Genomic DNA, 21846 nt, shown 5'->3' on the forward strand with positions numbered 1-21846 from the left:
CCCGGGTACTCAGGAACGGATGAACTCCGCCAACTTGGCAACCCCGTCAATGATCTGAGCCTGCGTCAGCGAACTGATCGAGAGCCGCAGCCGGTGCTCGCCGCCGCCCGCCGGGTAGAACGGCGTCATCGGAGTCCACAGCACCCCGAACTCCCGGGCGCAGCGCTCCATCGCCGCGTCGTCGGCCCGGAAGGGCACCGTCAGGACGGCGAAGAAGCCGCCCTCCGGCCGGTTCCAGTCCACCCCCAGCCGGCGCCGCTCGGAGGCCGGGAAGTGCCGGTCCAGCTCCCGCAGCAGGGTGTCCATCCCGGCCGCGTAGTGCGCCGTGGCGCGGGCGTTGGCGGCGCGCAGACTGCATTCGTGGGCCAGCAGCATGCCGCCGATGACGGCCTGGCTGAGCGCGGGGGTGTTGACCGTCGTCATGCTCTTCAGCTTGGCCAGTTCGTCGGCGAGCAGGCTGCGCCGCCCGCCCGGGCCGACCACCTCCTGGTCGGCGACCACGTAGCCGACCCGGGCACCCGGGAAGCAGGTCTTGGCGAAGGAGCCCAGGTAGACCACCTGGCGGCGGCGGTCCAGCGCCTTGAGGGTGGGCCGCGGGCCCGGGGTGCGGGCGAAGAAGCCGTACGGGTTGTCCTCGACGACCAGCAGGCCCTCCTCGGCGGCCGCCTCCAGCAGCCGGGTGCGGGCGGCGACCGGCATGCTGGTGCCGGAGGGGTTGGCGAAGTCCGGGACGACGTACAGGGCGCGCGGGCGGCGGCCCCCGGCCCGTACCTCCCGGGCGGCGGCGCGCACGGCCTCCGGGTCGGGGCCGCCGTCGGGGCCCTCGGGGACCGGCAGGGTGGTCAGGTCGAGCAGCCGGGCGGCGCCGGTGACGCCGACGTAGCAGGGCGAGCTGACCAGCAGCACGTCCTGCGGGCCGGCGCACAGCGCGCGCAGGACGAGCAGCATGCCCTCCTGGGCGCCGACGGTGAGCACCAGGGCGCCGGGGTCGACGGTGAGGCCCTCGTCGTTGGCGAGGGTGCGGGCGACCAGGTCGGCGATGATGCCCTTGGTGGGGCCGTACTGGAACAGCGCGGTGCGCACGGCGTCGCGGTCCAGACCGCGGTCGGCCAGGTGGTCGAGGTAGCCGTCCAGGTAGGCGGGGACGTCCTCGGGTTCGAAGAAGCCCTCGTAGGGGCGGCCGGGGGCGAAGGAGACGGCCCCGGGGTAGCGGGTGGTGACCTCGTTGAGGAAGGTCATCGCGTCCAGCAGCGGGTCGGCGAGCGAGCCGTGCAGGTCGGCCAGGTCGAGGTCGGTCACCGCAGCGCCTCCCGCAGTCGGGAGGCGGCGTGCGCCTGGGCCTCGGCGGCGGCGTCCAGGGTGCCGGTCATGGCGAAGAAGCCGTGCGGCACGCCCTGGTAGCGGCGCAGTTCCACCGGCACCCCGGCGGCGCGCAGCGCCTCGGCGTACTGTTCGCCCTCGTCGCGCAGCGGGTCGTACTCGGCGGTGAGGACGGTCGCAGGCGGCAGGCCGGACAGGTCCGCGGCCCGCAGCGGGGAGGCGTACGGGGCGGCGCCGTCGGCCGGATCGGCCAGGTAGTGGCTCCAGTACCAGGCGACCGAGCGGCGGTTGAAGAACAGCGGGTCGTCGTGCTCGCGCAGCGAGGGGGTGTCGGCGGCGTGGTCGGTGTTGGGGTAGACCAGCAGTTGGTGGCGCAGCGCGGGGCCGCCCTCCGCGCGCAGCAGCAGGGTGAGGGCGGCGGCCAGGTTGCCGCCGGCGCTGTCGCCGCCGACCGCGAGGCGGTCCGGGTCGATGCCGAACTCGGTAGCCCGGGCGACCAGTTGGTCCAGCGCGGCACGACAGTCGTGCAGGGCGGCGGGGAACGGGTACTCGGGGGCCGGGCGGTAGCCGACGGAGGCGGTGACGCAGCCGACGGCGTTGCTGAGGCGGCGGCAGATCGCGTCGCTGGTGTCGATCGAGCCGAGCGTCCAGCCGCCGCCGAACAGGTAGAGCAGGGCGGGCAGTCGGCGGCCGGGCGGTTCGGGCCGGTACAACCGCAGGGTGAGTTCGCCGCCGGGGCCGGGGATACGGTGCTCCTCGACGGCGGCGACCGGCTCGGGGGTGCCGGCCGCGGCGCGGATGTCGGCGAGGTCGGCGGCGCGGGCCTCGGCGAGGGTGAGGGTGTAGAGCGGCGGTGCGCCGCTGCGCGCGCGGCGGGCGCGCAGGGCCTCGGCCTGGGGGTGCAGGGGCATGGGTGGCGGTCCGTTCGGTGGCCCGGCCGGGGCCGGGCGGCGGCTCGGCGGGGGTTCAGCGGGGTTCGGTGTTGGCTCAGCGGGCTCGGCGGTGGCTCAGCGGTGGCTCAGCGGTCGGCCTCAACGTAGACGGTCTCGTCGGTGCGGAAGGCCGTGTCGAGGTCGGCGACGTCCGAACGGAGGCCTTGGCGGTAGGCGCAGTGGCGGATCTGGTCGGGGGTGAACCCGGCCCGGGTGAGGACGTGCCGCAGTTCGTCCAGGTCGTAGATCCACTGGTGGCCGTAGTACCGGAAGATCTGGTTGACCAGGAAGGCCGGGCGGGCGGGCATCGGCGGGCCGAAGCCGAGGGCGCCGAGCCGGCGGCGGTGCTTGGCGAGGAAGCCGTCGCCGGTGGCGTAGCCGACCAGGTAGCGGGCCAGGTCGGGGGTGGTGAGCCGGAGCACGCCGCCGGGGCGCAGGATCCGGCGGGCCTCGCGCAGCCAGCCGACCGCGACGGGCAGGGGGACGTGCTCGATCAGGTGCTCGGCGTAGACCCAGTCGACGCTGGCGTCGGCGAAGGGCAGCGGGCGGGAGATGTCGAGCTGGGTGAACCAGCGGTCGCCGTCGACCCGGTAGAGGGTGCCGGGCTCGGTGGCCGGGCCCGGTCCGGTCTCGCCCGCGGGGCCGCGCAGGGTGGCCAGGTCGGTGCCGAGGCCTTCCGGGTGGGCGGTCCGGAAGGCGGCGAACTCGATGCCGGTGAGGCCGAGTTCGCGGAAGTCCCGGTGGTCGTGCGGCAGCGCGCCGGGGCGGGCCTCGAGCTTCCCGCAGGTGGCGACCTGGGCGCTGAAGGCGTCCAGGCGGGTGTCCAGCCCTTCCGGGTCGTCCCAGTCCCAGCCGGGGAAGCGGTCGTTCGGTCCGGTCGTAAGTCCGGTCGTCGGCGTGCTCGTCGGTTCGGTCATCGGTTCTCCTTCTGGAGGAACGTGCTGCGGGTGCGGCGCGGTTCAGCCGTCCGCTCGGGGCCAGCGGGCGAGGGCGTCGCGGCCCAGGTCGGCGAGCCGGGGGCGGCCCAACAGGGCCAGGGTGTGGTCGAGTTCCTCGTGCAGCAGCCGGAGCACCCGGTGCACCCCGGCCTCACCGCCGGTGGCCAGGCCCCACAGGGCCGGTCGGCCGATCAGCACCGCCCGGGCGCCGAGGGCGAGGGCGACGGCGATGTCGGTGCCGGTGCGCACGCCGCCGTCGAACAGCACCGGGAGCTCGGCGGGTACCGCGTCGACCACCTCGGGCAGGGCGGCCAGGGCCGGGAGCGCGCCGTCGAGCTGGCGGCCGCCGTGGTTGGAGACCAGGAGGGCGTCCACGCCGTGTTCGACGGCCAGCCGGGCGTCCTCGGCGGTCAGCACCCCCTTGAGGACCAGTGGCAGCCGGGTGCGCTCGCGCAGCCAGGCCAGGTCGGCCCAGGTCAGGGTGGGGTCGAACTGCTCGCGGGCGTGCTCGGCGATGCCCGAACTGCCGTCGGCGGCGCGGTGGCTGGCGGACATCAGGGTCTCGTCCAGGTTGACCGCGCGGACGGTGGGCGGGATGGCGAAGCCGTTGCGCAGGTCGCGCAGCCGGCGGCCGATCCGGGGCGCGTCCACGGTCAGCACCAGGGCCCGGAAGCCGGCCGTCTCGGCGCGTTCGACCAGGGCGGCCAGCGCGGCGCGGCGGCGCAGCCAGTAGAGCTGGAGCCAGAGCGGGCCGGTGGCGGCCGCGGCGATCTCCTCGAGGGTGCGGCTGGCGAACATCGCGGCGACCAGCAGGGCTCCGGCCCGCCCGGCGGCGCGCGCGGTGGCGGTCTCGCCCTCCGGGTCGACCAGCCGGTGGTAGGCCATCGGGGCGATGCCGAGCGGGGCTCGCAGCGGTGTGCCGAGCAGGGTCAGCGCGGGGTCGCAGGCCGAGACGTCGACCAGGGTGCGCGGGCGCAGTGCATAGTGCCCGAACACCTCCCGGTTCGCCGCCAGGGTGCGTTCCGCGCCGCTGCCGCCTTCGATGAAGTCCCAGATTTCCGGGGGGAGTCGATCGCGTGCGGCGTGCTCGATCCCGGCCAGCGTGAGTGCTCCCACGGGCATCCTCGTTTCCCGGACGGCCACGCGCGGACCAGTCCCGGTTGGGCAGCGTAGGAGCAACGACCACATTGGTATAGACCTTGATTTGACCAAACGTCTGTGCCAAGGTCTGGCAACGGAATTGACCGTATTGGTTGAGAACGACGCCCATTGCGTCCATGTCAAATCCCCCTCACTTGTGTGGAGCCGCGTTGACCGGCTTTTCCCCCTTTTCACTTCCGCTTTCCGCACCGCCGCACGCCGACGCCCCGCAGGACTGGGTCGAGCGGTCGCTGCTGGCCGGGCCGGGCGGCGAGGAGTGCCTGCGCCTCGGCGCACCCCTCGACCGGAACGCCCTGCGCGCCCTGGTCGAGGAGCAGTGCGTCCGACTGACCGCCGCCGGGCTCGGCCCGGGCGGCACCGCCGCGCTGCGGCTGCCGCCCTCGGTGGCGTTCGTCGCCGTGCTGCTGGCCTGCTGGCGGCTCGGCGCCCAAGTCGCGCTGCTCGACCACCGGTTGACCGACCACGAGGTGGACGCGGCGGTGGCCCGGCTCGCCCCGCAGGTGCTGGTAGGCTCCGCCCACCGGCCCGCCGCGGCGCTGCGCGGCTTCTCCGAGGTCGAGCCGGTCGCCACCGCACTGCCGGCCGGGCTGCCGGCCCGCACCGGGCACGCGCTGATCCAGCTCAGCTCCGGATCCACCGGCCCGGCCAAGGTCATCGCCCGCACCGCCGCCGACCTGCTGCGCGAACTCGACTGCTACCGCAGGCTGGTGGACTTCCCCGGCGAGGGCGAGCGGGTCGTGCTGCTGTCCTCGGTGGTGCACGTGCTCGGGCTGGTCGGCGGGCTGCTCAACAGCCTGCACGCCCGGGCCGCGCTCACCGTTCCGGAGCGGATGACGGCGGCCGGGATCCTCGCCGCGGTCGCCGCCGACGAGCGGCCGACCACCGTCGTCGGGGTGCCCTTCCACGCCGAACTGCTGGCCGGAACGGTCGCTCCCCCGCCGCTGCCGCAGCTGCGCCGGATGGTCGTGGCGGGCGAACTGGGCCGCCCGGGCTTGTCCGCGCTGTTCACCGAACGGTACGGCGTGCCGCTCGGCACCATGTACGGCATGACCGAGACCGGGGTCATCGCCACCGACCTCGACGGCACGCTGCACCCCGCCAAACGCCCCGTCCACGGCATGCGGATGCGACTCGTCGCCGGCGAGTTGCAGCTCGGCGCCGCCTCCTCCCCGTACCCGGGGCTGGACGACCCGGGCCGCTGGTCGGACGGCTGGCTGCACACCCGCGACGCCGCCGCGCTGGACGAGGCGACCGGCCTGGTCACCGTGCTCGGCCGGCTCGACTCCCAGGTCTCGATCGGCGGACTGAAGGTCGACCTCACCGAGGTCGAGCAGACCCTCGCCGCACTGCCCGAGGTCCGCGAGGCCGTCGTCGTCTTCGACGGCGAGGCGATCGAGGCCTACCTGTCCGTCGAGGCCGGGGCCGAACCCGCCCTCGTCCAGGACGGGTTGGCCCGCCGGCTCGCCGCCTACAAGCGGCCGCGCCGGATCGTCCTGCTGCCCGCCCTCCCCCGCACCGCCACCGGAAAGCTGCTGCGCGACCCGGCCGCCCTGCGCGACACCGCCGCGGCCGCCGTGCACTGACCGACACACCACCGCCGGCCACCCTCCGCACCACCCCGACAAGGAGCCCACCATCATGCAGGACCGCATCCGCGCGTTCGTTCTGGCCGCCCTCACCGAGATGCAGTACGACATCTCCGAGGTCACCGGGGACACCGACCTCGGCCCGGCCGGGCTGGACCTCGAATCGCTCGCGCTGGCCGAGCTCTCGGTGCAGGTCGAGGACGAGTTCGGGATCAAGTTCGACCTGGACGAGATGGAGACCACCGCGATGATGACGCTGGACGAGTTCACCGCCGACGTCGTCAAGCGGATCGACGCCCTCCCCGCCGCCGCCGGCAGCGCCGCGTGACCGGCACCGCCCGCCCCGCGGGCTCCGCGCCCGGCAGGCTCCCCGACCGGGCCGAGGTCCTGGCGATGCTGGCGGCGTTCGGGCAGCGCGCCGCCGACACCGTGCCCGAGGAACTCGGCTCGCTCGAACTGACCTGGCTGATCGCCGAGTTCGAGCAGCGTTACAGCATCCAGGTGGACCTGGACGACGAGCACTTCGGCGCCGTACGGACGGTCGACGACGCCACCGAGCTGCTGCGCTCGACGGTGCTGGCCGCACACGCCGGGGCGCGGCCGTGACCGACGCCGTCACGCCCGGGCCCGTCCCGACGCCCCGGCCCGCCGCGTCCCGACCCTCCGCGCCCCAGCCCGTAGCGGCCTCCGCCCGCCCGGCGGTCACCGGTCTCGGGGTGCTCAGCGCCGCCGGGCGCGGGCTCGCCGCGCTGACCGAGGCCGCCGCCCACGGCAAGGCCGCGTTCGCCGAGGTGACCCGCTTCGACGTGAGCGCCCGCCGCACCACCCGGGCCGCCCTGCTGCCCGGGACGGTGCCGCTGGCCAGCACCTTCCCGCTCGCCCGGGCGGTGCTCGACGCGATCGGGCAGGCCTGCCGGCAGGCCGGGCTGACCGCCGCCGAGGGCGCCGCACTGCCCGTCCTGCTCGCCCTGCACAGTGACGAGCGCACCCGCGCCACCGCCGACGCGGTGGCGGCCGGGGTCCGCGCGCACTGGAGCGCGCCGGGCGTCACCCGGGTGTACACCGGTGCCTGCGTGGCGGCGGCCACCGCCGTCGCCGACGCCGCCGCCCTGGTCGCCGGTGGACGGCACGAGCGCGTCCTGGTCGCGGCCGGCCATCTGGTCGAACCCGGGGTGTTCGCCGTCTTCGACGCCGGACGCACCCTGGCCCGGGACGGCGAACTGCGCCCGTTCAGCGCCGGACGCACCGGCACCCTGCTCGGCGACGCGGCCGCCGCCGTCCTGGTCGAGTCCGCCCCGGCCGCCGAACGGCGCGGCGCGCCCGCGCTCGCCCGGCTCGCGGGCTGGGGCCGGGCCGGGGACGCCCACCACGTCTGCCGCCCGGAACCGGACGGCACCGGGGTGGCCCGGGCGATCGAGGCCGCGCTGGCCCGCGCGGACGTCACCCCGGAGCAGGTCGGCTACGTCAACGCCAACGGCACCGGCTCCGACCTCGCCGACCAGGCCGAAGCCACCGCCCTGCGGCGGGTGTTCGGCCCGCACACCGACCAACTGCCGGTCAGTTCCAGCAAATCCGTGCACGGCCACGCCCTGGAGGCCTCCGCCCTGCTCGAACTCGCCGTCACTGTCGGCGCCTTGGACACCGGCCTGACCCCGGTGAACGCGGGCTGGCTCGGCCCCGACCCGGACGTCCGGCTCGACCTCGTGCTGGACGGCCCGCACACCGCCCGCCCGGACTACGCACTCAGCCTCAACTCCGCCTTCGGCGGCGCCAACACCGCCCTGCTGCTGGCCGCCGCCTGACCCCGACACCACACCATGACCACCCCTGCCACCACCGCCCTGCGCGTCCTCGCCGAGGCCCGTCGCCCCGGCCCGGACCTCGACGGGCCCCCGCCACCGCTGCCCGGCTTCCTCCCCTCCGGCCTGGGCCCGCTGATCGCCGACACCGCCGACCACTGCCTGCGCGCCCACCACGGCCCGCCCCCGGCGCCCGGACGCACCGCCCTGCTGCTCGCCAGCGCGAGCGGCGACCGCGCCACCGCGCGCGCCATCGACCTGAGCGCGGAGCCCGGACGGCGCCCGGCCCCGCTGCTGTTCTTCCAGTCCAACCCCAACGCCGTCCTCGGGCACATCGCCGCCCGCTGGGGCCTGACCGGCCCCGTGGTGGCGATCAGCCCGGCCGAGGCCGTACCCGGCACGGTCCCCGCGGACGCGTACGAGCTGGCCGCGCTGCTGCTGGCCGACGGCGACGCCGACCACGTCCTGGTCATCGCCGCCGAGCAGTCCGCCGACGGCGACCACGCCGTGGCCGTGCTGCTCACCCACCCTGCCGACTGAACCGGCGGGGCCTCCCCGGCCGTAGCCGTCCATGAGGCCCGCCGCCTGACGCAGCTGTACCCGGCACACCAGCGACCGCCCGGCCCACCCCCGCACCGCCGACAATCCACCGCCGCCAAGCCGACGCCAGGCCGCCGTCCGCGCCCGCCGCACCCCGACACCCGATCAGCCGCCCGGGCCGCCCCGGCCCCGAGGGAGGGATCCACCCCCGTGACCATCCGCAGTCTCCGCACCCACCTCGCGGACGACCCCGACGTGGGCGCCGGCAACGTGCTGACCGCCCGGATCGCCCTCGGCCAGGGCCTGGACGAGCCGCTGCTCACCTTCGACACCCCGGTGGACCACCACCCCGCCTGGCAGCCGCTCACCCTGCGCGAGCTCGACCGCGCCGTCCGGGCCCGCGCCGCCGCCCTGCACGGCCTCGGCATCACCCGGCGCGACCCGGTCGTGGTCTACGCGAGCGACGCCGCCGACCACGTGCTCGCCTTCCTCGCGCTGGCCCGGCTCGGCGCCGTCCCCGCCCTGCTCAACCCCAACCTGGACGGCGAGCGGGCCGCCCGCTACATCGCCCGGATCGGCGCCGCCGGGGTGCTCGCCGACCCCGCCCACCTGGCCGCCCTGGCCGGCCACGACCCGGGCTCACCGCTGCTGCCCGAGATCGCCACCCTCGGCGCGGGCGACCCGGACGCCGCCCCGGAGCCGTACCGGCACTGGTCCGGGGACCCGGTGGCGATCACCCACTCCTCCGGCACCACCGGCATGCCCAAGGCCGTTGTGCACTCCCACGCGAGCCTGTACGCGGCGATCCGCCACCGGTTGCGGCTGCCCCGCCCGCAGGGCCAGGACCGGATGCTCAGCGCCCTGCCCGCCCCGCACGCCGCGACGCTGATCGCGCTCAACCTGGCGCTCAGCTCGCACACCGAACTCGCCTGCCTCTCCGGCCAGTCCGGCGCCGGGGTGCTGGACGCGATCGAGCGCTGGCGCCCCACCGGGGTGGTCGGCTTCGCCGCCACCTGGTCCGACCTCGCCCACCACGACCTGGCCGCACGGGACTTGGCGTCCGTCGCGCTCTGGTGGAACACCGGCGACTGCGCCCACGAGGTGCACATCCGCCGGCTGATCGCCACCGGCAGCCGGCAGACCGTCACCCGCGAGGGCCGGACCAGGCTGCCCGGCTCGCTGTTCGTGGACGGCCTCGGCTCCACCGAGATGGGCCACTCCCACTTCTTCATCACCCACGGCCCCGGTACCGAACGCTACGGGCGCTGCGTCGGCCGCCCGCACGCCTTCGTGGACTGCGAGGTGGTCGGCCCGGACGGCGAGCCGCTCGGCCCCGGCGAGGTCGGCGAACTCGCCACCGCCTCACCGACCTTGGCGCTCGGCTACTGGAACGACTCGGCCACCACCTTCCGTACCCGGCTGCGCGGCCGCTTCCTCACCGGGGACCTGATGTACCGGGACGAGGAGGGCTACTGGTACCACGTCGACCGGGCCGTCGACTCACTCGAACTCGCCGACGGCAAAAGGCTGTTCACCGCGATGTCGGAGGAGCGGGTGCTGGCCGCCCGCCCGGACGTGCTGGACTGCACGGTGGTCGCGGTCCGGGACGGCGGTCGGGTCGTCACCGATGTGCTGCTACTCCTGGCCGAGGACGCCGACCGGGGCGCCGCCGCCGCGGCCGACCGCGAGAAGGCCGTGGTCGCCGCCCTGGACGAGGCCACCGCCGCGACCGTGCGCCAGGTCCTGGTGGTCACCGGCGACGACATCCCGCTCGGCCCGACCGGCAAGGTCCGCAAGGTGCTGCTGCGTCAGCGCCACCTCGAGACAGTGAGCGCCCGGTGACCGGACGCGAAGCCGCCGTCATCACCGGCATCGGCCTGGTCTCGCCGCTCGGCCGCAAGCCCGCCGAGGTGTTCGAGGCGCTGGCGGCCGGCCGCTCCGGCCTGCGCGCCGTCCCCGAGGGCCACCCCGCGCACGGCTGGCTGCCCGCCGCCGGGATCGCCCCCGCCGTCGACGGGCGCGAGGTGCTGCCGCCCACCGAGACCCGCTGCGTGGACCGCTTCGTGCTGCTCGCCCTGGCCGCCGCCGACGACGCGCTCGCCGACGCCGCCCTGGTGGTCGGCCGGGACGCCGACCCGCACCGCACCGCCGTGGTGCTGGCCACCGGGGGCGGCGGCCTGGAGACCTTCGAGCAGCAGTCGCACCGCCGGCTGGAGCGCGGCCGCCCAGGCGTCAGCCCGTACCTGCTGCCGGGCATGCTCTCCAACATGGCCACCGCCCGGATCGCCATCAAGTACGGGATCCGCGGCTACAGTTCGGCCGTGGTGACAGCCTGCGCGGCCGGCGCCCAGGCGATCGCCGAGGGGCTGCGGCTGATCCGCGCGGGCGACGCCGACGTGGTGGTGTGCGGCGGCACCGAGTCCTCGCTGCACCCGACCATCGCCGCCGCCTTCACCAACGCCCGTGCCCTGGCGCAGGGTTGGGAGGACCCGGAGCAGTCCAGCCGGCCCTTCGACAGCCGCCGCAACGGCTTCGTGCTGGGCGAGGGCAGCGCCGTCCTGGTCCTGGAGAGCGCCGCTCACGCCGCGGCACGCGGCGCCAACGGGTACGCAGACGTGCTCGGTTGGGGCGCCTCCACCGACGCCCACCACCCGACCATGCCCCGCCCGGACGGCACCGGCGCCGCCGACGCGATGCGCATGGCGCTCGCCAACGCGGGCCTGGCGCCGGGCGACATCGACTACGTGAACGCCCACGGCACCGGCACCAAGCTCGGCGACACGGCCGAGACCGCCGCCCTGCACGCCGTCTTCGGCGCGCACCCGCCGGCGGTCAGCTCCACCAAAGGCGCCACCGGCCATCTCCTGGGCGCCGCAGGCGCGTTGGAGGCGGCAGTGACGGCCCTGGCGGTGGCGAGGGGGACGCTGCCGCCGACGCTCAACCTGACCGACCCGGACCCGGCCTGCGACCTGGACCACGTCCGGGGCGCCGCCCGGTCCACCCCGGTGCGCGCCGCGCTGAGCAACGCCTTCGCCTTCGGCGGCCACAACCTGAGCCTGATCCTCGGCCCGGCCTCCGTCCGCACTCCGTAGGGCGTGTCCTCCGGGCAGCGCCGCCCGGCCGCGCGCCGGTCCCCGAACCACCATCCCTCCGGGGGGAGATCCCGTTGTCCATCCAGACCATCGCCCGCGTCGACTTCCACTGCGCGGACGCCGACAAGACCGCCGCCGGACTGCACGCCGACTACGACTTCACCGCCGCGCCGCCGAGCACCTCGGCGGACGGCACCCGCTCCATCGACCTGCGCCAGGGTTCGATCCGGCTGCGGATGACCTCCGCCGCCGACCCCGGCCACCCGGTGTCCGCCTACGTCGCCCGGCACGGGGACGGCGTCGCCGCCCTGGCCCTCGGCTGCGCCGACCCGCGGGCCGCCCTGGAGCGGGCCGAGCGCCACGGCGCCCGGGTGCTGGACCGGGAGGCCTGCCTGATCGCCGGCTTCGGGGACACCGCCCTGCGGTTCACCTCGATGCACGCAGCCGGGCCCGGCGAGGCCGCCAAGAGCACCGAGCCCGGCCTGCTGGACGCCCTCGACCACGTCGCGATCTGCCTGCCCGGCGGTGAACTCGCCGACGCCGTACGGTTCTGCGAGGCCGCGCTCGGCTTCCACGCGATCTTCGAGGAGTACATCGAGGTCGGCGAGCAGGCGATGGACTCCACCGTGGTGCAGAGCGCCTCCGGCCTGGTCACCTTCACCCTGATCGAGCCCGACACCGCCCGCCGCCCCGGCCAGATCGACGAGTTCCTGGCCGCCCACGGCGGCGCCGGGGTGCAGCACCTGGCGTTCAGCACCCGGGACATCGCCACCGCCGTGCGGACCGCCCGCTCCCGCGGTGTGGAGTTCCTGACCACCCCGGGCGCCTACTTCGACGCGCTCACCGAGCGGCTCGGCGGTACGGCCATCCCCGTGGAGACCCTGCGCGACCTGCACATCCTGGTGGACCAGGACCACGGCGGCCAGCTGTTCCAGATCTTCGCCCGCTCGACCCACCCCCGGCGCACCTCCTTCCTGGAACTGATCGAGCGACAGGGCGCGGGCACGTTCGGCACCGCGAACATCAAGGCGCTCTACGAGGCGGTCGAGCGACAGACCTCCGCCGCCGCCCGCTGACCGCCCCAGAAGGGAAGCACCACCGATGACCACCATCGCCGAGTTCCGCCTCACCGACGCCGAACGCGCCCTGCTGCCCACCCCCGAGGAGGTGGCGCACTACCGCGAGCACGGCTGGTACCTCTCCCGCAAGCTGTTCACCGACGAGGAACTGGACACCCTCCAGGCCGCCACCGAGCTGTACTACGCCGGCCACCGCGACCGCGAACTGCCCCTCCGCCCGCCCCGGTTGGCCGCCTGGGAGCCCTCGCACGGGCCGATCCAGCGGCACAACGACTACGTCCACCACGAGAGCGACGCGATCGGCGCCGTCCTGCGCAAGCCGCTGGTCGGCGCGGTCGCCGCACTGCTCGCCGGGGCCGAGGAGATCCGGATCTTCCAGGCCACCCTGATCTACAAGCCGCCGGTGCCCGGCGAGCCCACCAACCAGGTGCCGTGGCACTTCGACAAGCACTACTGGCAGACCTCGACGTCTGAGGACATGCTCACCGCCTTCATCCCGTTCCACGACTGCCGGGAGGAGAACGGCACCATCACCATGGTCGACGGCAGCCACCGCTGGCGGGAGATGCCCTCCGGGGAGGACTCCACCCGGCACTTCGCCGACCGCGACAGCTCCGAGCTGGACGCCATCCTGGAGGCCAACGCCGCGTTCAACGGGCAGCGGGTGCGGAAGGTCCCGATGCTGATCCCGCGCGGCCACATGTCCTTCCACCACTGCCGCACCTACCACGGCAGCGGCCCCAACCTGGCCGCCTTCCCCCGCCGGGCCGTCTCGCTGCACCTCCAGGACGGCGCCAACGAGTACCGCCGGCACGAACGGCCGGACGGCGGCCCGGTGGTGTACAACCACGACGTGCTGGTGCGCCGCACCGCCGACGACCGGCCGGACTACGCCGACCCGGCGTTCTGCCCGACGACCTGGCGGGGAACGCTGTGACCGCACCGCCCGCTGCCGTGATCGCCCCGCTGGCCACCCCGGCCGAGCGCTACCGGATGCTGCGGCTGATCCGCGGCTTCGAGGAGCTGGCGCTCGGCCTGGTGAAGACCGGCGCAATCCCCGGCGGCATCCACCCGTACATCGGGCAGGAGGCCGTCGCGGTCGGCGTCTGCTCGGCGCTCGGCCCGGCCGACCGGCTGACCAGCACCCACCGCGGCCACGGCCACGTGCTCGCCCGGGGCGCCGCCCCGCACCGGCTGCTGGCCGAACTCGCGGGCCGGGTCGACGGGTTGAACGGCGGCCGGGGCGGTTCGATGCACGCCGCCGACCTGTCGCTGGGCATCCTCGGCGCCAACGGCATCGTCGGCGCCGGGGCCCCGATCGCGGTCGGCGCCGCCTGGGCCGCCAAGCACGCCCCGCACGGCACGCACACCACGCACGGCACGCACGACACGCACGACACGCACGGCTCAACCACCGGCAGCCCAGTCGCGGTCTCCTTCTTCGGCGACGGCGCGCTCAACCAGGGCGTGCTGCTGGAGTCGTTCAACCTCGCGGCGATGTGGCGGCTGCCGGTGGTGTTCGTCTGCGAGAACAACGGTTACGCCACCACCCTGCCCGCCGCCACCGCCGTCGCGGGCACCGCCACCGGCCGAGCCGCCGCCTTCGGCATCCCCGCCGAGCAGGTGGACGGCATGGACACCGAGGCCGTCCGGGCCGCCGCCCGGCACGCCGTCGAGCGGGCCCGCGCGGGCGGCGGCCCGGGCTTCCTGGAGTGCCGCACCTACCGCTACGAGGGCCACCACACCATGGAACGCCGGATGAAGCTGCGCTACCGCACCCCCGAGGAGGTCGCGGCCTGGCGCGAGCACGACCCGCTGGCCCGCGCCGCCGGCCCGCTCGACCCGGCGACGGTCGCCGAACTGGACCGCTCGGTGGCCGAACAGCTGGCCGCCGCCGAGGAGTTCGCCCTGGCCTCGGCCCACCCGGACCCGGCGGGCGCGCTGGACCACCTGTACGCCGACGGCCTGCGGCCCCGGGCGGGGGTGTCGGCGTGACCAGGCTCTCGTACACCAAGGCGCTCAACCGGGCGCTGGCCGACGAACTCGCCGAGGACCCGGCGGTCTGCGTGTTCGGCGAGGACATCGGCGCCGGCCTGGCCGGCCCGACCCTGGGCCTGCTGGACCGCTTCGGCCCCGGGCGGATCGTGGACACCCCGCTCTCCGAACAGGCCTTCACCGCGATGGCGATGGGCGCCGCACTGGCCGGGCGGCGGCCGGTGCTGGAGTTCCAGATCCCCTCGCTGCTCTTCCTGGTCTTCGAGCAACTCGTCAACCAGGCCCACAAGTTCTCGCTGATGACCGGCGGCCAGGCGGCCGTCCCGCTGACCTGCCTGGTGCCCGGCTCGGGCTCCCGGGACGGCTGGGCCGGGCAGCACTCCGACCACCCGTACAGCCTGTTCGCGCACGCCGGGGTGAAGACCGTGGTGCCCGCCACCCCGACCGACGCCTACGGGCTGCTGCGCTCGGCGATCCGCGACCCGGACCCGGTGGTGGTGTTCGCCCCGGCGGCGGCCCTGCCGGTGCGCGAGACGGTCACCTGGGAGCTGGCGCCCGTCCCGCTGGGGCGGGCCCGGATCCACCGGCCCGGCACGGACGTCACCCTGGTCGCCCTCGGGCACCTGGTGCACGACGCCCTGGCCGTCGCCGAGGAGTTGGCACCGGAGCTCTCGGTGGAGGTCCTGGACCCGCGCACCGTCCACCCCTTCGACTGGCCGGCGCTCGCCGAGTCGCTGGATCGCACCGGCCGGCTGGTCGTCGTGGACGACTCCAACCGCAGCTGCGGCTTCGGCGCCGAGGTGCTGGCCACCGCCGCCGAGGAGATGCGCCTGATCGCCCCGCCCCGCCGGATCACCCGCCCGGACGGCGCGGTGCTGCCCTTCGCCCCCGCCCTCGACCGGGCCGTCCAGCCCGGCCGGGAGCAGCTGCGGCACGCGCTGCGGTCCGTCATGAAGACCGGCTGACCCCCGCACCCACCCCCGCACCCACCCCCACCCCCGAGAACAGGAGCACCGATGTCGACCAACCGCTACCACTGGGACCGCTCGCACCCCGGCCTCACCAGCCTCCAGCAGGCCATCGACCCGCTGCGCCGCGAGGTGGTCGAGCACTCGGTGTACCGCTCGCTCACCAGCATCGCGCGCGTCCGCACCTTCCTGAACAGCCACGTCTTCGCGGTCTGGGACTTCATGTCGCTGCTCAAGAGCCTGCAGCGCGACCTCACCTGCGTGGACGTGCCGTGGGTCCCGAGCGGCCCGACCGCCAGCCGACGACTGATCAACGAGATCGTCCTGGTGGAGGAGAGCGACGAGCTGGGCGAGGGCTACACCAGCCACTTCGAGCTGTACGTCGAGGGCATGCGCCAGGCCGGTGCCGATCCCCGCCCGGTGGCGGACTTCCTGGCGCTGCTGGGTTCCGGCGAGGCCGTGCCGGAGGCCCTCAAGGCCGCCGGGGTGCCCGACCCGGCCGTGGACTTCACCTCCGTCACCTGGTCGATCGTGGAGAACGCGCCGGTGCACGCCCGGGCCGCCGCCTTCGCCTTCGGCCGGGAGGACCTGATCCCGGACATGTTCACCCAGGTGGTCGGGATCGACGACCCCGACGGCGTGCTCACCGTCTTCAAGGACTACCTGGCCCGCCACATCGAGGTGGACGGCGAGCAGCACACCCCGATGGCGATGCAGATGCTGATCGACCTGTGCGGCGACGACCAGGCCCTGTGGGACTCCTGCGCCGAGACGGTCCGGACAGCGCTGGAGGCCCGACTCCGGCTCTGGACCGCGATCGAGCAGTCCTTCCAGCCCACCGCACGGGAGTGACCCTCAGAGCACCTTCGGCAGCACCGCCGCCGAGCCGGGCGGCTCGTCACCCGCCGCCCGGAACCGGTGCAGCGCCGCCCGGCCGTCCGCCCCGCGCACCCGGGCGGCCAGCCGGGCGGGCAGCACCACGGTGGTCAGCCAGCCCTCGCCGCGGTACCCCTCGATCGTCCAACTGACCCAGGGCAGGGGGTAGTTGGCGGCCGGGCTGACGAACACCGGCGAGCCGGCCCCGAAGCTCACCCGGTAGGCCCCGAAGCGGCTCCAGTTGGAGAAGCTGAACCGGCGCTGCCGCGGGTCGAAGCCCAGCGGCACGCACTCCCCCAGCCGCGAACGGCCCAGCCCCGCCAGGAAGTCCAGGTTGGAGCGCAGGTTGAGGTGGGCGGTCGGGAACTCCTCGACCGCCGTCCGCAGTGCGCCCGCCAGCACCGCCGGCCCGTCCTTCGGCCGGTGCGGCACGTGCACCTCGCTCAGCAGGTTGCCCACCAGGGCGGGCGAAAGGCCCAACTGGCGGCGGGCGTTGACCGGGACGGTGAGCATCCGCTCGTCCCGGTCGCCGTCCAACTCCCGCAGGGTGGCGAGCACATGGGCGCAGAGCACGTCCCCGGCGGAGAGCCGCCGCCCGGCGGCGGCCCCGAACTCCTCGCGCATCCGGCCGACTTCGGCCTCGGTGAAGGCGATCTGGACGGTCCGGTTGGCGCGCGGCCCGGCCGCGACCTCGCGGGCCAGTAGCTCCGCCTCGGCCGGGTCCGGCAGCCGGAAGCCGGGCCGTCCGCAGTCCTCGGCCGGCAGTACCGCGTCCAGCAACGCGTCCTGGTCGTCGACGAGTTCGGCCTCCGGCAGCGGTTCGCCCTCGACCGCCGCGGACCAGATCCGCAGCAGCAGCATGAAGCTGTGCAGGTCCCCGATCGCGTGGTGCCAGGAGCAGCCGAGCACCGTCCCGCCGTCGGCGGTCCGGGTGACCCGTACGGTGAGCAGCGGGGCACCGCCGGTGCGCGCCGCCCGGGCGTCCACCGGGTCGACCAGTTCGGAGCCGGCCGCGACCACCCGGCCCATCGCCTCGGTGAGGGTGCCGTCCACGGTGTAGAGCTCCAGCGGCACGCCGGAGTCGTCGCAGACCGCCCGGAGCACGCCGCCCTCGGTGCGCAGCCGCCCGGCGAACACCGGTACCCGCTCCAGGGCGAGGGCGAGTCCGGCGGCGAGCCGGTCCTCGTCCAGCGGCCGGTCGAAGCAGAGCACGACGGAGACGGCGAGGTCGGCGAGCATGGTGTCCATCAGGCCCAGGCGCAGCACCCGGCCGTCGGCGCGGCCGGCTCGGACGGTGCGGGAGTCGCGCGGTCTCGGCCAGGTGCTCATGCGTCTCCAAACCGGGGCGTGGCCTGCGGGCACGCCGAACGATAGTGCCGCGCCGAGGCAGTGGTCCAGTCCAATGTCAGGATCCGGAAAGGCCGTTCGGGGGCGCCGACGATAGAATGCCGAGCATGGGACAGCGCCCCGGCGCGCCCACCGCGCCGCCCCTCGTCCTGGTCACCGACCGCGAATCGCGGCTGATCGACCCGACCCGGGCCTACCACCTGGGCCGGGACCCGACCAGCGAGATCGTGCTGGACGACCCCCGGGTCTCCTGGCACCACGCGGTGCTGCGCGCCGCCGCCGACCACTGGCTGCTGGAGGACGTCGGCAGCACCAACGGCACCTTCGACCAGGGCCGCCGGATCGACCACGAGGACGTCGGCCCGGGCACCCGGCTGCGCTTCGGCGATCCGGCCACCGGCCCGTCCGCGACCTTCGCCGGACTGCCCGACCCCGCCCCGGGCGAGCGCACCGTGCTGCTCGCCCCGCGCAGCTCCGGCACCTTCCGCAGCCCGAGCGCCGTCCTGGAGCTGCCCGGCCGCACCCTGCGGATCGGCCGGGCGCCCGACAACGACCTGGTCCTGGACGACCTGGTGGTCTCCCGGCACCACGCCGAACTGCGCGAACTGCCCGGCGGCGGGCACGAGATCGTCGACCTGGACAGCCACAACGGCACCTACCTCAACGGCCGCCCGGTGCGCCGCGCCCCGGTCGGCCCGGCCGACCTCGTCGGCATCGGCCACTCCGCGCTCTGCCTGGCCGACGGCCGGCTGGTCGAGTACACCGACACCGGTGAAGTCTCCCTGGACGTCCAGCACCTGGTCGTCCGGGTCGGCCCGGACCACCGGGTGCTGCTGGACGACGTCGGCTTCCCGCTCGCCGAGAAGGCCCTGCTCGCGGTGGCCGGCCCCAGCGGCGCCGGCAAGTCCACCCTGCTCAACGCGCTCACCGGGCTGCGCCCCGCCGACGAGGGCACCGTGCTGTACGACGGACGCGACCTCTACCGCGACTACGCCGAGTTGCGCCGCCGGATCGGCCTCGTCCCCCAGGACGACATCCTGCACACCCAGCTGACCGTCCGCCGCGCCCTGTCCTACGCCGCCGAACTGCGCTTCCCCGGGGACACCGCGGAGGAGGAACGGGAGACCAGGGTCTCCGAGGTGATCGGCGAACTGGGCCTGGAGGCGCGCGAGCGGCAGGTGATCGCCAGCCTCTCCGGCGGCCAGCGCAAGCGGGTCAGCATCGCCCTGGAGCTGCTCACCAAGCCCTCGCTGCTCTTCCTCGACGAGCCGACCTCCGGCCTGGACCCGGGCATGGAGCGCTCGGTGATGCACCTGCTGCGCGGCCTGGCCGACGACGGCCGCACGGTGGTCGTGGTGACGCACAGCGTGCTGAGCCTCAACGTGTGCGACCGCCTGCTGGTGCTCGCCCCCGGCGGCCGGACCGCCTACTACGGGCCGCCGACCGAGGCGCTGGCCTACTTCGGGCAGCAGGAGTGGCCGGAGGCCTTCGAGGCCTTCGAGAGCGACACCGAGGGCCGCTGCCGGGACCGCTTCCGCGCCTCGCCGCAGTACCAGCGGTACGTGACGGCCGAGGCGGCACACCCCCTGCCCGCGCTGCCCCGGCCGGAGCCGGCCGCTCCGGCCGTCGGCCGGGAGAAGCCGCAGCGCTGGGCCTCCCAACTGGGCACCCTGGTGCGCCGCTACGCCGCGGTGCTCGCCGCCGACCGGCTGTTCCTCACCGTGATGATCGTGCTGCCGTTCGTCATCGGCCTGATGTGCCGGGCGATGGCCGGCTCCCGGCTCACCGACGAGAACGCCATCAACTGCCTGCTCACGCTCTGCCTCGGCGGGGTGCTCACCGGCTCGGCGAACGCGGTGCGCGAGCTGGTCAAGGAGCGCGCGATCTACCGGCGGGAGCGGGTGGTCGGGCTGTCCAGGTCGGCGTACCTGGTGTCGAAGGTGGTGGTGCTCGGCGCGGTCACGGTGGCCCAGGCCGCGGTGCTGACCGTGGTCGGCCTCGCCGGGGTCTCCCTCACCGCCCAGCCGCGGCCGAACGCCCCGCCGCCGGTGACGACCGGTGTGCTGATGCCCCAGCTGCCGGAGCTGATCGTCGAGGTCGCGCTGCTCGCCTTCACCTCGATGGTGCTCGGCCTGGTGGTCTCCGCCCTCGTCACCAAGGAGGAGACCACGATGCCGCTGCTGGTGCTCCTGGCGATCGTCCAGGTCGTGTTCAGCGGCCTGATGCTCCGGCTGCACGGCGTGCCCGGACTGGAGCAGTTCGCCTGGCTGGTCCCGTCCCGGTGGGGCCTGTCCGCGATGGCCCGCACCGTCGACCTGAACCGGCTCACCGTGCCGACCCCGATCACCGCGGACCCGATGTTCCGCCCCGAGCGCACCGGGTGGCTGGTCAGCATGGGCGCACTGGCCGCCCTCGCGGTGGCGTACGGGCTGGCGGTGCTCGCCCTGCTGCGGCGGCACGAGCCGTCCGTCATGCGCAAGTAGCCGCCCCCGCCCCCGCCGGTAGAGTGGGAGGCGAACTGCGGTGCGAGTGCCGCACGCGGCCCCTGCCCCCGGCACCGGCCGGCGCGGCGGAGGGAATGTGCCCGCCCATGGACGAGTTCGCGTTCCGCCCCACCCACGTCGCCCCGCCGGGCGGCCTGGCGACCTGGACGGCGCCGGACCCGGCACGGCCCTCCGCCCGGCTCGACCCGCTGCTCCCGGTCCGGCTGATCGCCCGGCAGGGCGACTGGGCGCAGGTGCTCTGCTCCAACGGCTGGACCGCCTGGGTGGACGGCCGCCTGCTGGTCGCGCTCCCCCACCCGCCGCCCGCCGCGGGCGGACCGCCCGCCCGCACCGCCGACCCGCGCCCCGCCCTCGCCGAGGCCGAGGCGGCGCTCGCCCGGCACCGCGCCCTGCTGGAGGACCTCGCCGCGGGCACCCTGGACCTGGAGGCCTTCCGGGAGCGGACCCGGGGCCTGCGGATCGGCCTGGTGGCGGACGGCGAGGCGCTCTGGGTGTTCGACCCGGTGCACGACCGCTGGTGCTACTGCGACGGGCTGCAACTGCAGACCTACGCGGCCACCGACCGGCGGCCGTCCGCCGGGCCCGCGGTCACGCCGGGCACCGCGCCCGGGGCCACCCCGGGCGCCGTGCCGGAGCGCGACCCGCAGGCGCAGGGCCCGTACGCGCCCACCCGGACGGGTGAGCCGTGATCCCCGCCGAACCGCCCCCGGCCGCCAGCCTGCCCGCCGGACTGGTCGGGCGGAAGGTGGCCGGCTACCGGCTCGAGCACGAGATCGGGCGCGGCGGGATGGCCGTGGTCTACCGGGCCAAGGACCTGCGGCTCGGCCGGACCGTCGCGGTCAAGCTGCTGGCCCCCGAGCTGGCCCGCAACGAGGTGTTCCGGAAGCGCTTCATGCACGAGTCCGAGGCCGCCGCCGGGATCGACCACCCGCACATCGTCCCGGTGTTCGAGGCCGGCGAGCACGAGGGCATCCTCTACCTGGCGATGCGCTACGTCGAGGGCGGCGACCTGCGCGCCCTGATCAGCCGGGACGCCCCGCTGCCGATCGAGCGCGCCACCCGGCTGGCCCTGCAGATCGCCTCCGCCCTGGACGCCGCCCACGACCACGAGCTGGTGCACCGGGACGTCAAGCCGGGCAACGTCCTGGTCGCCGCCGGTACCGACGACGAGCACCCCGAGCACCTCTACCTGGCGGACTTCGGGCTCACCAAGAAGTCCCTCTCCCTCAGCGGGCTGACCAGCGTCGGCCAGATCGTCGGCACGCTCGACTACGCCGCACCGGAGCAGATCTCCGGTCGGCCGCTGGACGGGCGCTGCGACCAGTACGCCCTCGGCTGCGTGGTCTTCGAGATGCTCGCCGGCAGCCCGCCGTTCCGCCGGGAGAGCGACCTCGCGCTGCTCTGGGCCCACCTCAACGACCCGCCGCCCGACCTGCGGCTTCACCGCCCGGACCTCCCCGAGTCGGTGGACGCCGTGCTGGCCCGGGCGCTCGCCAAGGCGCCCGGGGAGCGGTACGACAGCTGCCTGCAGTTCGTCGCCGAGCTGCGCGCGGCGACCGGGCCCGCGCCGTGGACCGGCGACGGCCCGCCCACCCAGGTCGTCCCGGCGGTCGCCCGGGCCCCCGCTCCCGCCCCGGTGCCGGACCCGCCCGCCTGGGCCGTTCCGGTCGTCCACCCGCCGTCCGGGAGCCGTTAGGGAGAACCGTCGA

Annotated in this window: 20 protein-coding genes; 15 read left to right on the forward strand and 5 right to left on the reverse strand. The window is 75.2% G+C overall.

Going from position 1 to position 21846, the window contains the following annotated elements:
* Positions 1–9 precede the first annotated feature (9 nt).
* From ACFVXG_RS18110 to ACFVXG_RS18125, 4 genes are all read right to left on the reverse strand, one after another.
* Complete coding sequence (locus ACFVXG_RS18110; RefSeq protein ID WP_387928637.1) at positions 10–1299, reverse strand: PLP-dependent aminotransferase family protein; 1290 nt, start codon at positions 1297–1299, stop codon at positions 10–12.
* The gene (locus tag ACFVXG_RS18115) at positions 1296–2231 is read right to left on the reverse strand and encodes an alpha/beta hydrolase (RefSeq protein WP_387928639.1); all 936 of its coding nucleotides are present in this window, start codon (positions 2229–2231) and stop codon (positions 1296–1298) included. The genes ACFVXG_RS18110 and ACFVXG_RS18115 overlap by 4 nt, the downstream gene beginning before the upstream one ends.
* Before the next feature lie 107 nt (positions 2232–2338).
* Positions 2339–3169, reverse strand: a complete 831-nt coding sequence (locus tag ACFVXG_RS18120; RefSeq protein ID WP_387928641.1) for a class I SAM-dependent methyltransferase — start codon at positions 3167–3169, stop codon at positions 2339–2341.
* Positions 3170–3211: 42 nt separating this feature from the next.
* Entirely contained in the window at positions 3212–4312 is a 1101-nt protein-coding gene (locus ACFVXG_RS18125; protein ID WP_387928643.1) for an alpha-hydroxy acid oxidase, read from the reverse strand.
* A gap of 188 nt (positions 4313–4500) precedes the next feature.
* Between ACFVXG_RS18125 and ACFVXG_RS18130 the strand changes: the two genes are divergently transcribed.
* The 12 genes from ACFVXG_RS18130 (at position 4501) to ACFVXG_RS18185 (ending at position 16262) form a co-directional block, all read left to right on the forward strand.
* Positions 4501–5934, forward strand: coding sequence for a class I adenylate-forming enzyme family protein (locus tag ACFVXG_RS18130; RefSeq protein ID WP_387928645.1), 1434 nt, complete (start codon positions 4501–4503; stop codon positions 5932–5934).
* 55 nt (positions 5935–5989) lie between these two features.
* Positions 5990–6265: a phosphopantetheine-binding protein gene (locus tag ACFVXG_RS18135; RefSeq protein WP_387928647.1), complete on the forward strand. Its 276-nt coding sequence runs from the start codon at positions 5990–5992 to the stop codon at positions 6263–6265.
* Entirely contained in the window at positions 6262–6543 is a 282-nt protein-coding gene (locus ACFVXG_RS18140) for an acyl carrier protein (protein WP_387928649.1), read from the forward strand. Before ACFVXG_RS18135 ends, ACFVXG_RS18140 begins: the two co-directional genes overlap by 4 nt.
* Positions 6540–7739, forward strand: a complete 1200-nt coding sequence (locus ACFVXG_RS18145; RefSeq protein WP_387928651.1) for a beta-ketoacyl synthase N-terminal-like domain-containing protein — start codon at positions 6540–6542, stop codon at positions 7737–7739. The genes ACFVXG_RS18140 and ACFVXG_RS18145 overlap by 4 nt, the downstream gene beginning before the upstream one ends.
* 15 nt (positions 7740–7754) lie before the next feature.
* A complete protein-coding gene (locus tag ACFVXG_RS18150; protein WP_387928653.1) occupies positions 7755–8276 on the forward strand; it encodes a beta-ketoacyl synthase N-terminal-like domain-containing protein in 522 nt (173 codons plus the stop codon).
* Between the two features lie 210 nt (positions 8277–8486).
* A complete protein-coding gene (locus tag ACFVXG_RS18155; RefSeq protein WP_387928654.1) occupies positions 8487–10118 on the forward strand; it encodes a class I adenylate-forming enzyme family protein in 1632 nt (543 codons plus the stop codon).
* On the forward strand, positions 10115–11368 hold the full coding sequence (locus ACFVXG_RS18160; RefSeq protein WP_387928656.1) for a beta-ketoacyl-[acyl-carrier-protein] synthase family protein: 1254 nt from the start codon (positions 10115–10117) through the stop codon (positions 11366–11368). The genes ACFVXG_RS18155 and ACFVXG_RS18160 overlap by 4 nt, the downstream gene beginning before the upstream one ends.
* A gap of 74 nt (positions 11369–11442) precedes the next feature.
* Positions 11443–12444 carry a 4-hydroxyphenylpyruvate dioxygenase gene (hppD, locus tag ACFVXG_RS18165; RefSeq protein ID WP_387928658.1) on the forward strand — a complete coding sequence of 334 codons (1002 nt, stop codon included), beginning with the start codon at positions 11443–11445 and terminating at the stop codon, positions 12442–12444.
* A gap of 25 nt (positions 12445–12469) precedes the next feature.
* A complete protein-coding gene (locus ACFVXG_RS18170; RefSeq protein WP_387928659.1) occupies positions 12470–13384 on the forward strand; it encodes a phytanoyl-CoA dioxygenase family protein in 915 nt (304 codons plus the stop codon).
* Positions 13381–14442 (forward strand): thiamine pyrophosphate-dependent dehydrogenase E1 component subunit alpha, encoded by a 1062-nt coding sequence (locus ACFVXG_RS18175; RefSeq protein WP_387928661.1) that lies wholly within the window; start codon positions 13381–13383, stop codon positions 14440–14442. The genes ACFVXG_RS18170 and ACFVXG_RS18175 overlap by 4 nt, the downstream gene beginning before the upstream one ends.
* Positions 14439–15407, forward strand: coding sequence for an alpha-ketoacid dehydrogenase subunit beta (locus ACFVXG_RS18180; RefSeq protein WP_387928663.1), 969 nt, complete (start codon positions 14439–14441; stop codon positions 15405–15407). The genes ACFVXG_RS18175 and ACFVXG_RS18180 overlap by 4 nt, the downstream gene beginning before the upstream one ends.
* Positions 15408–15458: 51 nt before the next feature.
* Complete coding sequence (locus tag ACFVXG_RS18185) at positions 15459–16262, forward strand: DUF3050 domain-containing protein (protein ID WP_387928665.1); 804 nt, start codon at positions 15459–15461, stop codon at positions 16260–16262.
* 3 nt (positions 16263–16265) lie between these two features.
* Here the strand turns inward: ACFVXG_RS18185 and ACFVXG_RS18190 are convergent, their stop codons facing one another.
* Positions 16266–17615 carry an acyltransferase gene (locus ACFVXG_RS18190; protein ID WP_387928667.1) on the reverse strand — a complete coding sequence of 450 codons (1350 nt, stop codon included), beginning with the start codon at positions 17613–17615 and terminating at the stop codon, positions 16266–16268.
* 125 nt (positions 17616–17740) lie between these two features.
* Here ACFVXG_RS18190 and ACFVXG_RS18195 point away from each other — a divergent pair, with 125 nt between their 5' ends.
* The 3 genes from ACFVXG_RS18195 to ACFVXG_RS18205 all read left to right on the forward strand — a co-directional run bounded on the left by ACFVXG_RS18195 (position 17741) and on the right by ACFVXG_RS18205 (position 21833).
* On the forward strand, positions 17741–20116 hold the full coding sequence (locus tag ACFVXG_RS18195; protein WP_387928669.1) for an FHA domain-containing protein: 2376 nt from the start codon (positions 17741–17743) through the stop codon (positions 20114–20116).
* Positions 20117–20223: 107 nt separating this feature from the next.
* On the forward strand, positions 20224–20826 hold the full coding sequence (locus ACFVXG_RS18200; protein ID WP_387928670.1) for a hypothetical protein: 603 nt from the start codon (positions 20224–20226) through the stop codon (positions 20824–20826).
* Positions 20823–21833 (forward strand): serine/threonine-protein kinase, encoded by a 1011-nt coding sequence (locus ACFVXG_RS18205; RefSeq protein ID WP_387928672.1) that lies wholly within the window; start codon positions 20823–20825, stop codon positions 21831–21833. Before ACFVXG_RS18200 ends, ACFVXG_RS18205 begins: the two co-directional genes overlap by 4 nt.
* Positions 21834–21846: the final 13 nt, after the last annotated feature.

The sequence above is a fragment of the Kitasatospora sp. NPDC058162 genome, from assembly GCF_042884005.1.
Taxonomy (GTDB): Bacteria; Actinomycetota; Actinomycetes; order Streptomycetales; family Streptomycetaceae; genus Kitasatospora.

Coding starts and splice junctions, on each gene's coding strand:
- ACFVXG_RS18125 (WP_387928643.1), bottom strand. CDS start 4,312: ATGCCCGTGGGAGCACTCACGCTGGCCGGGATCGAGCACGCCGCACGC.
- ACFVXG_RS18170 (WP_387928659.1), top strand. CDS start 12,470: ATGACCACCATCGCCGAGTTCCGCCTCACCGACGCCGAACGCGCCCTG.
- ACFVXG_RS18115 (WP_387928639.1), bottom strand. CDS start 2,231: ATGCCCCTGCACCCCCAGGCCGAGGCCCTGCGCGCCCGCCGCGCGCGC.
- ACFVXG_RS18120 (WP_387928641.1), bottom strand. CDS start 3,169: ATGACCGAACCGACGAGCACGCCGACGACCGGACTTACGACCGGACCG.
- ACFVXG_RS18135 (WP_387928647.1), top strand. CDS start 5,990: ATGCAGGACCGCATCCGCGCGTTCGTTCTGGCCGCCCTCACCGAGATG.
- ACFVXG_RS18190 (WP_387928667.1), bottom strand. CDS start 17,615: ATGAGCACCTGGCCGAGACCGCGCGACTCCCGCACCGTCCGAGCCGGC.
- ACFVXG_RS18195 (WP_387928669.1), top strand. CDS start 17,741: ATGGGACAGCGCCCCGGCGCGCCCACCGCGCCGCCCCTCGTCCTGGTC.
- ACFVXG_RS18185 (WP_387928665.1), top strand. CDS start 15,459: ATGTCGACCAACCGCTACCACTGGGACCGCTCGCACCCCGGCCTCACC.
- ACFVXG_RS18150 (WP_387928653.1), top strand. CDS start 7,755: ATGACCACCCCTGCCACCACCGCCCTGCGCGTCCTCGCCGAGGCCCGT.
- ACFVXG_RS18200 (WP_387928670.1), top strand. CDS start 20,224: ATGGACGAGTTCGCGTTCCGCCCCACCCACGTCGCCCCGCCGGGCGGC.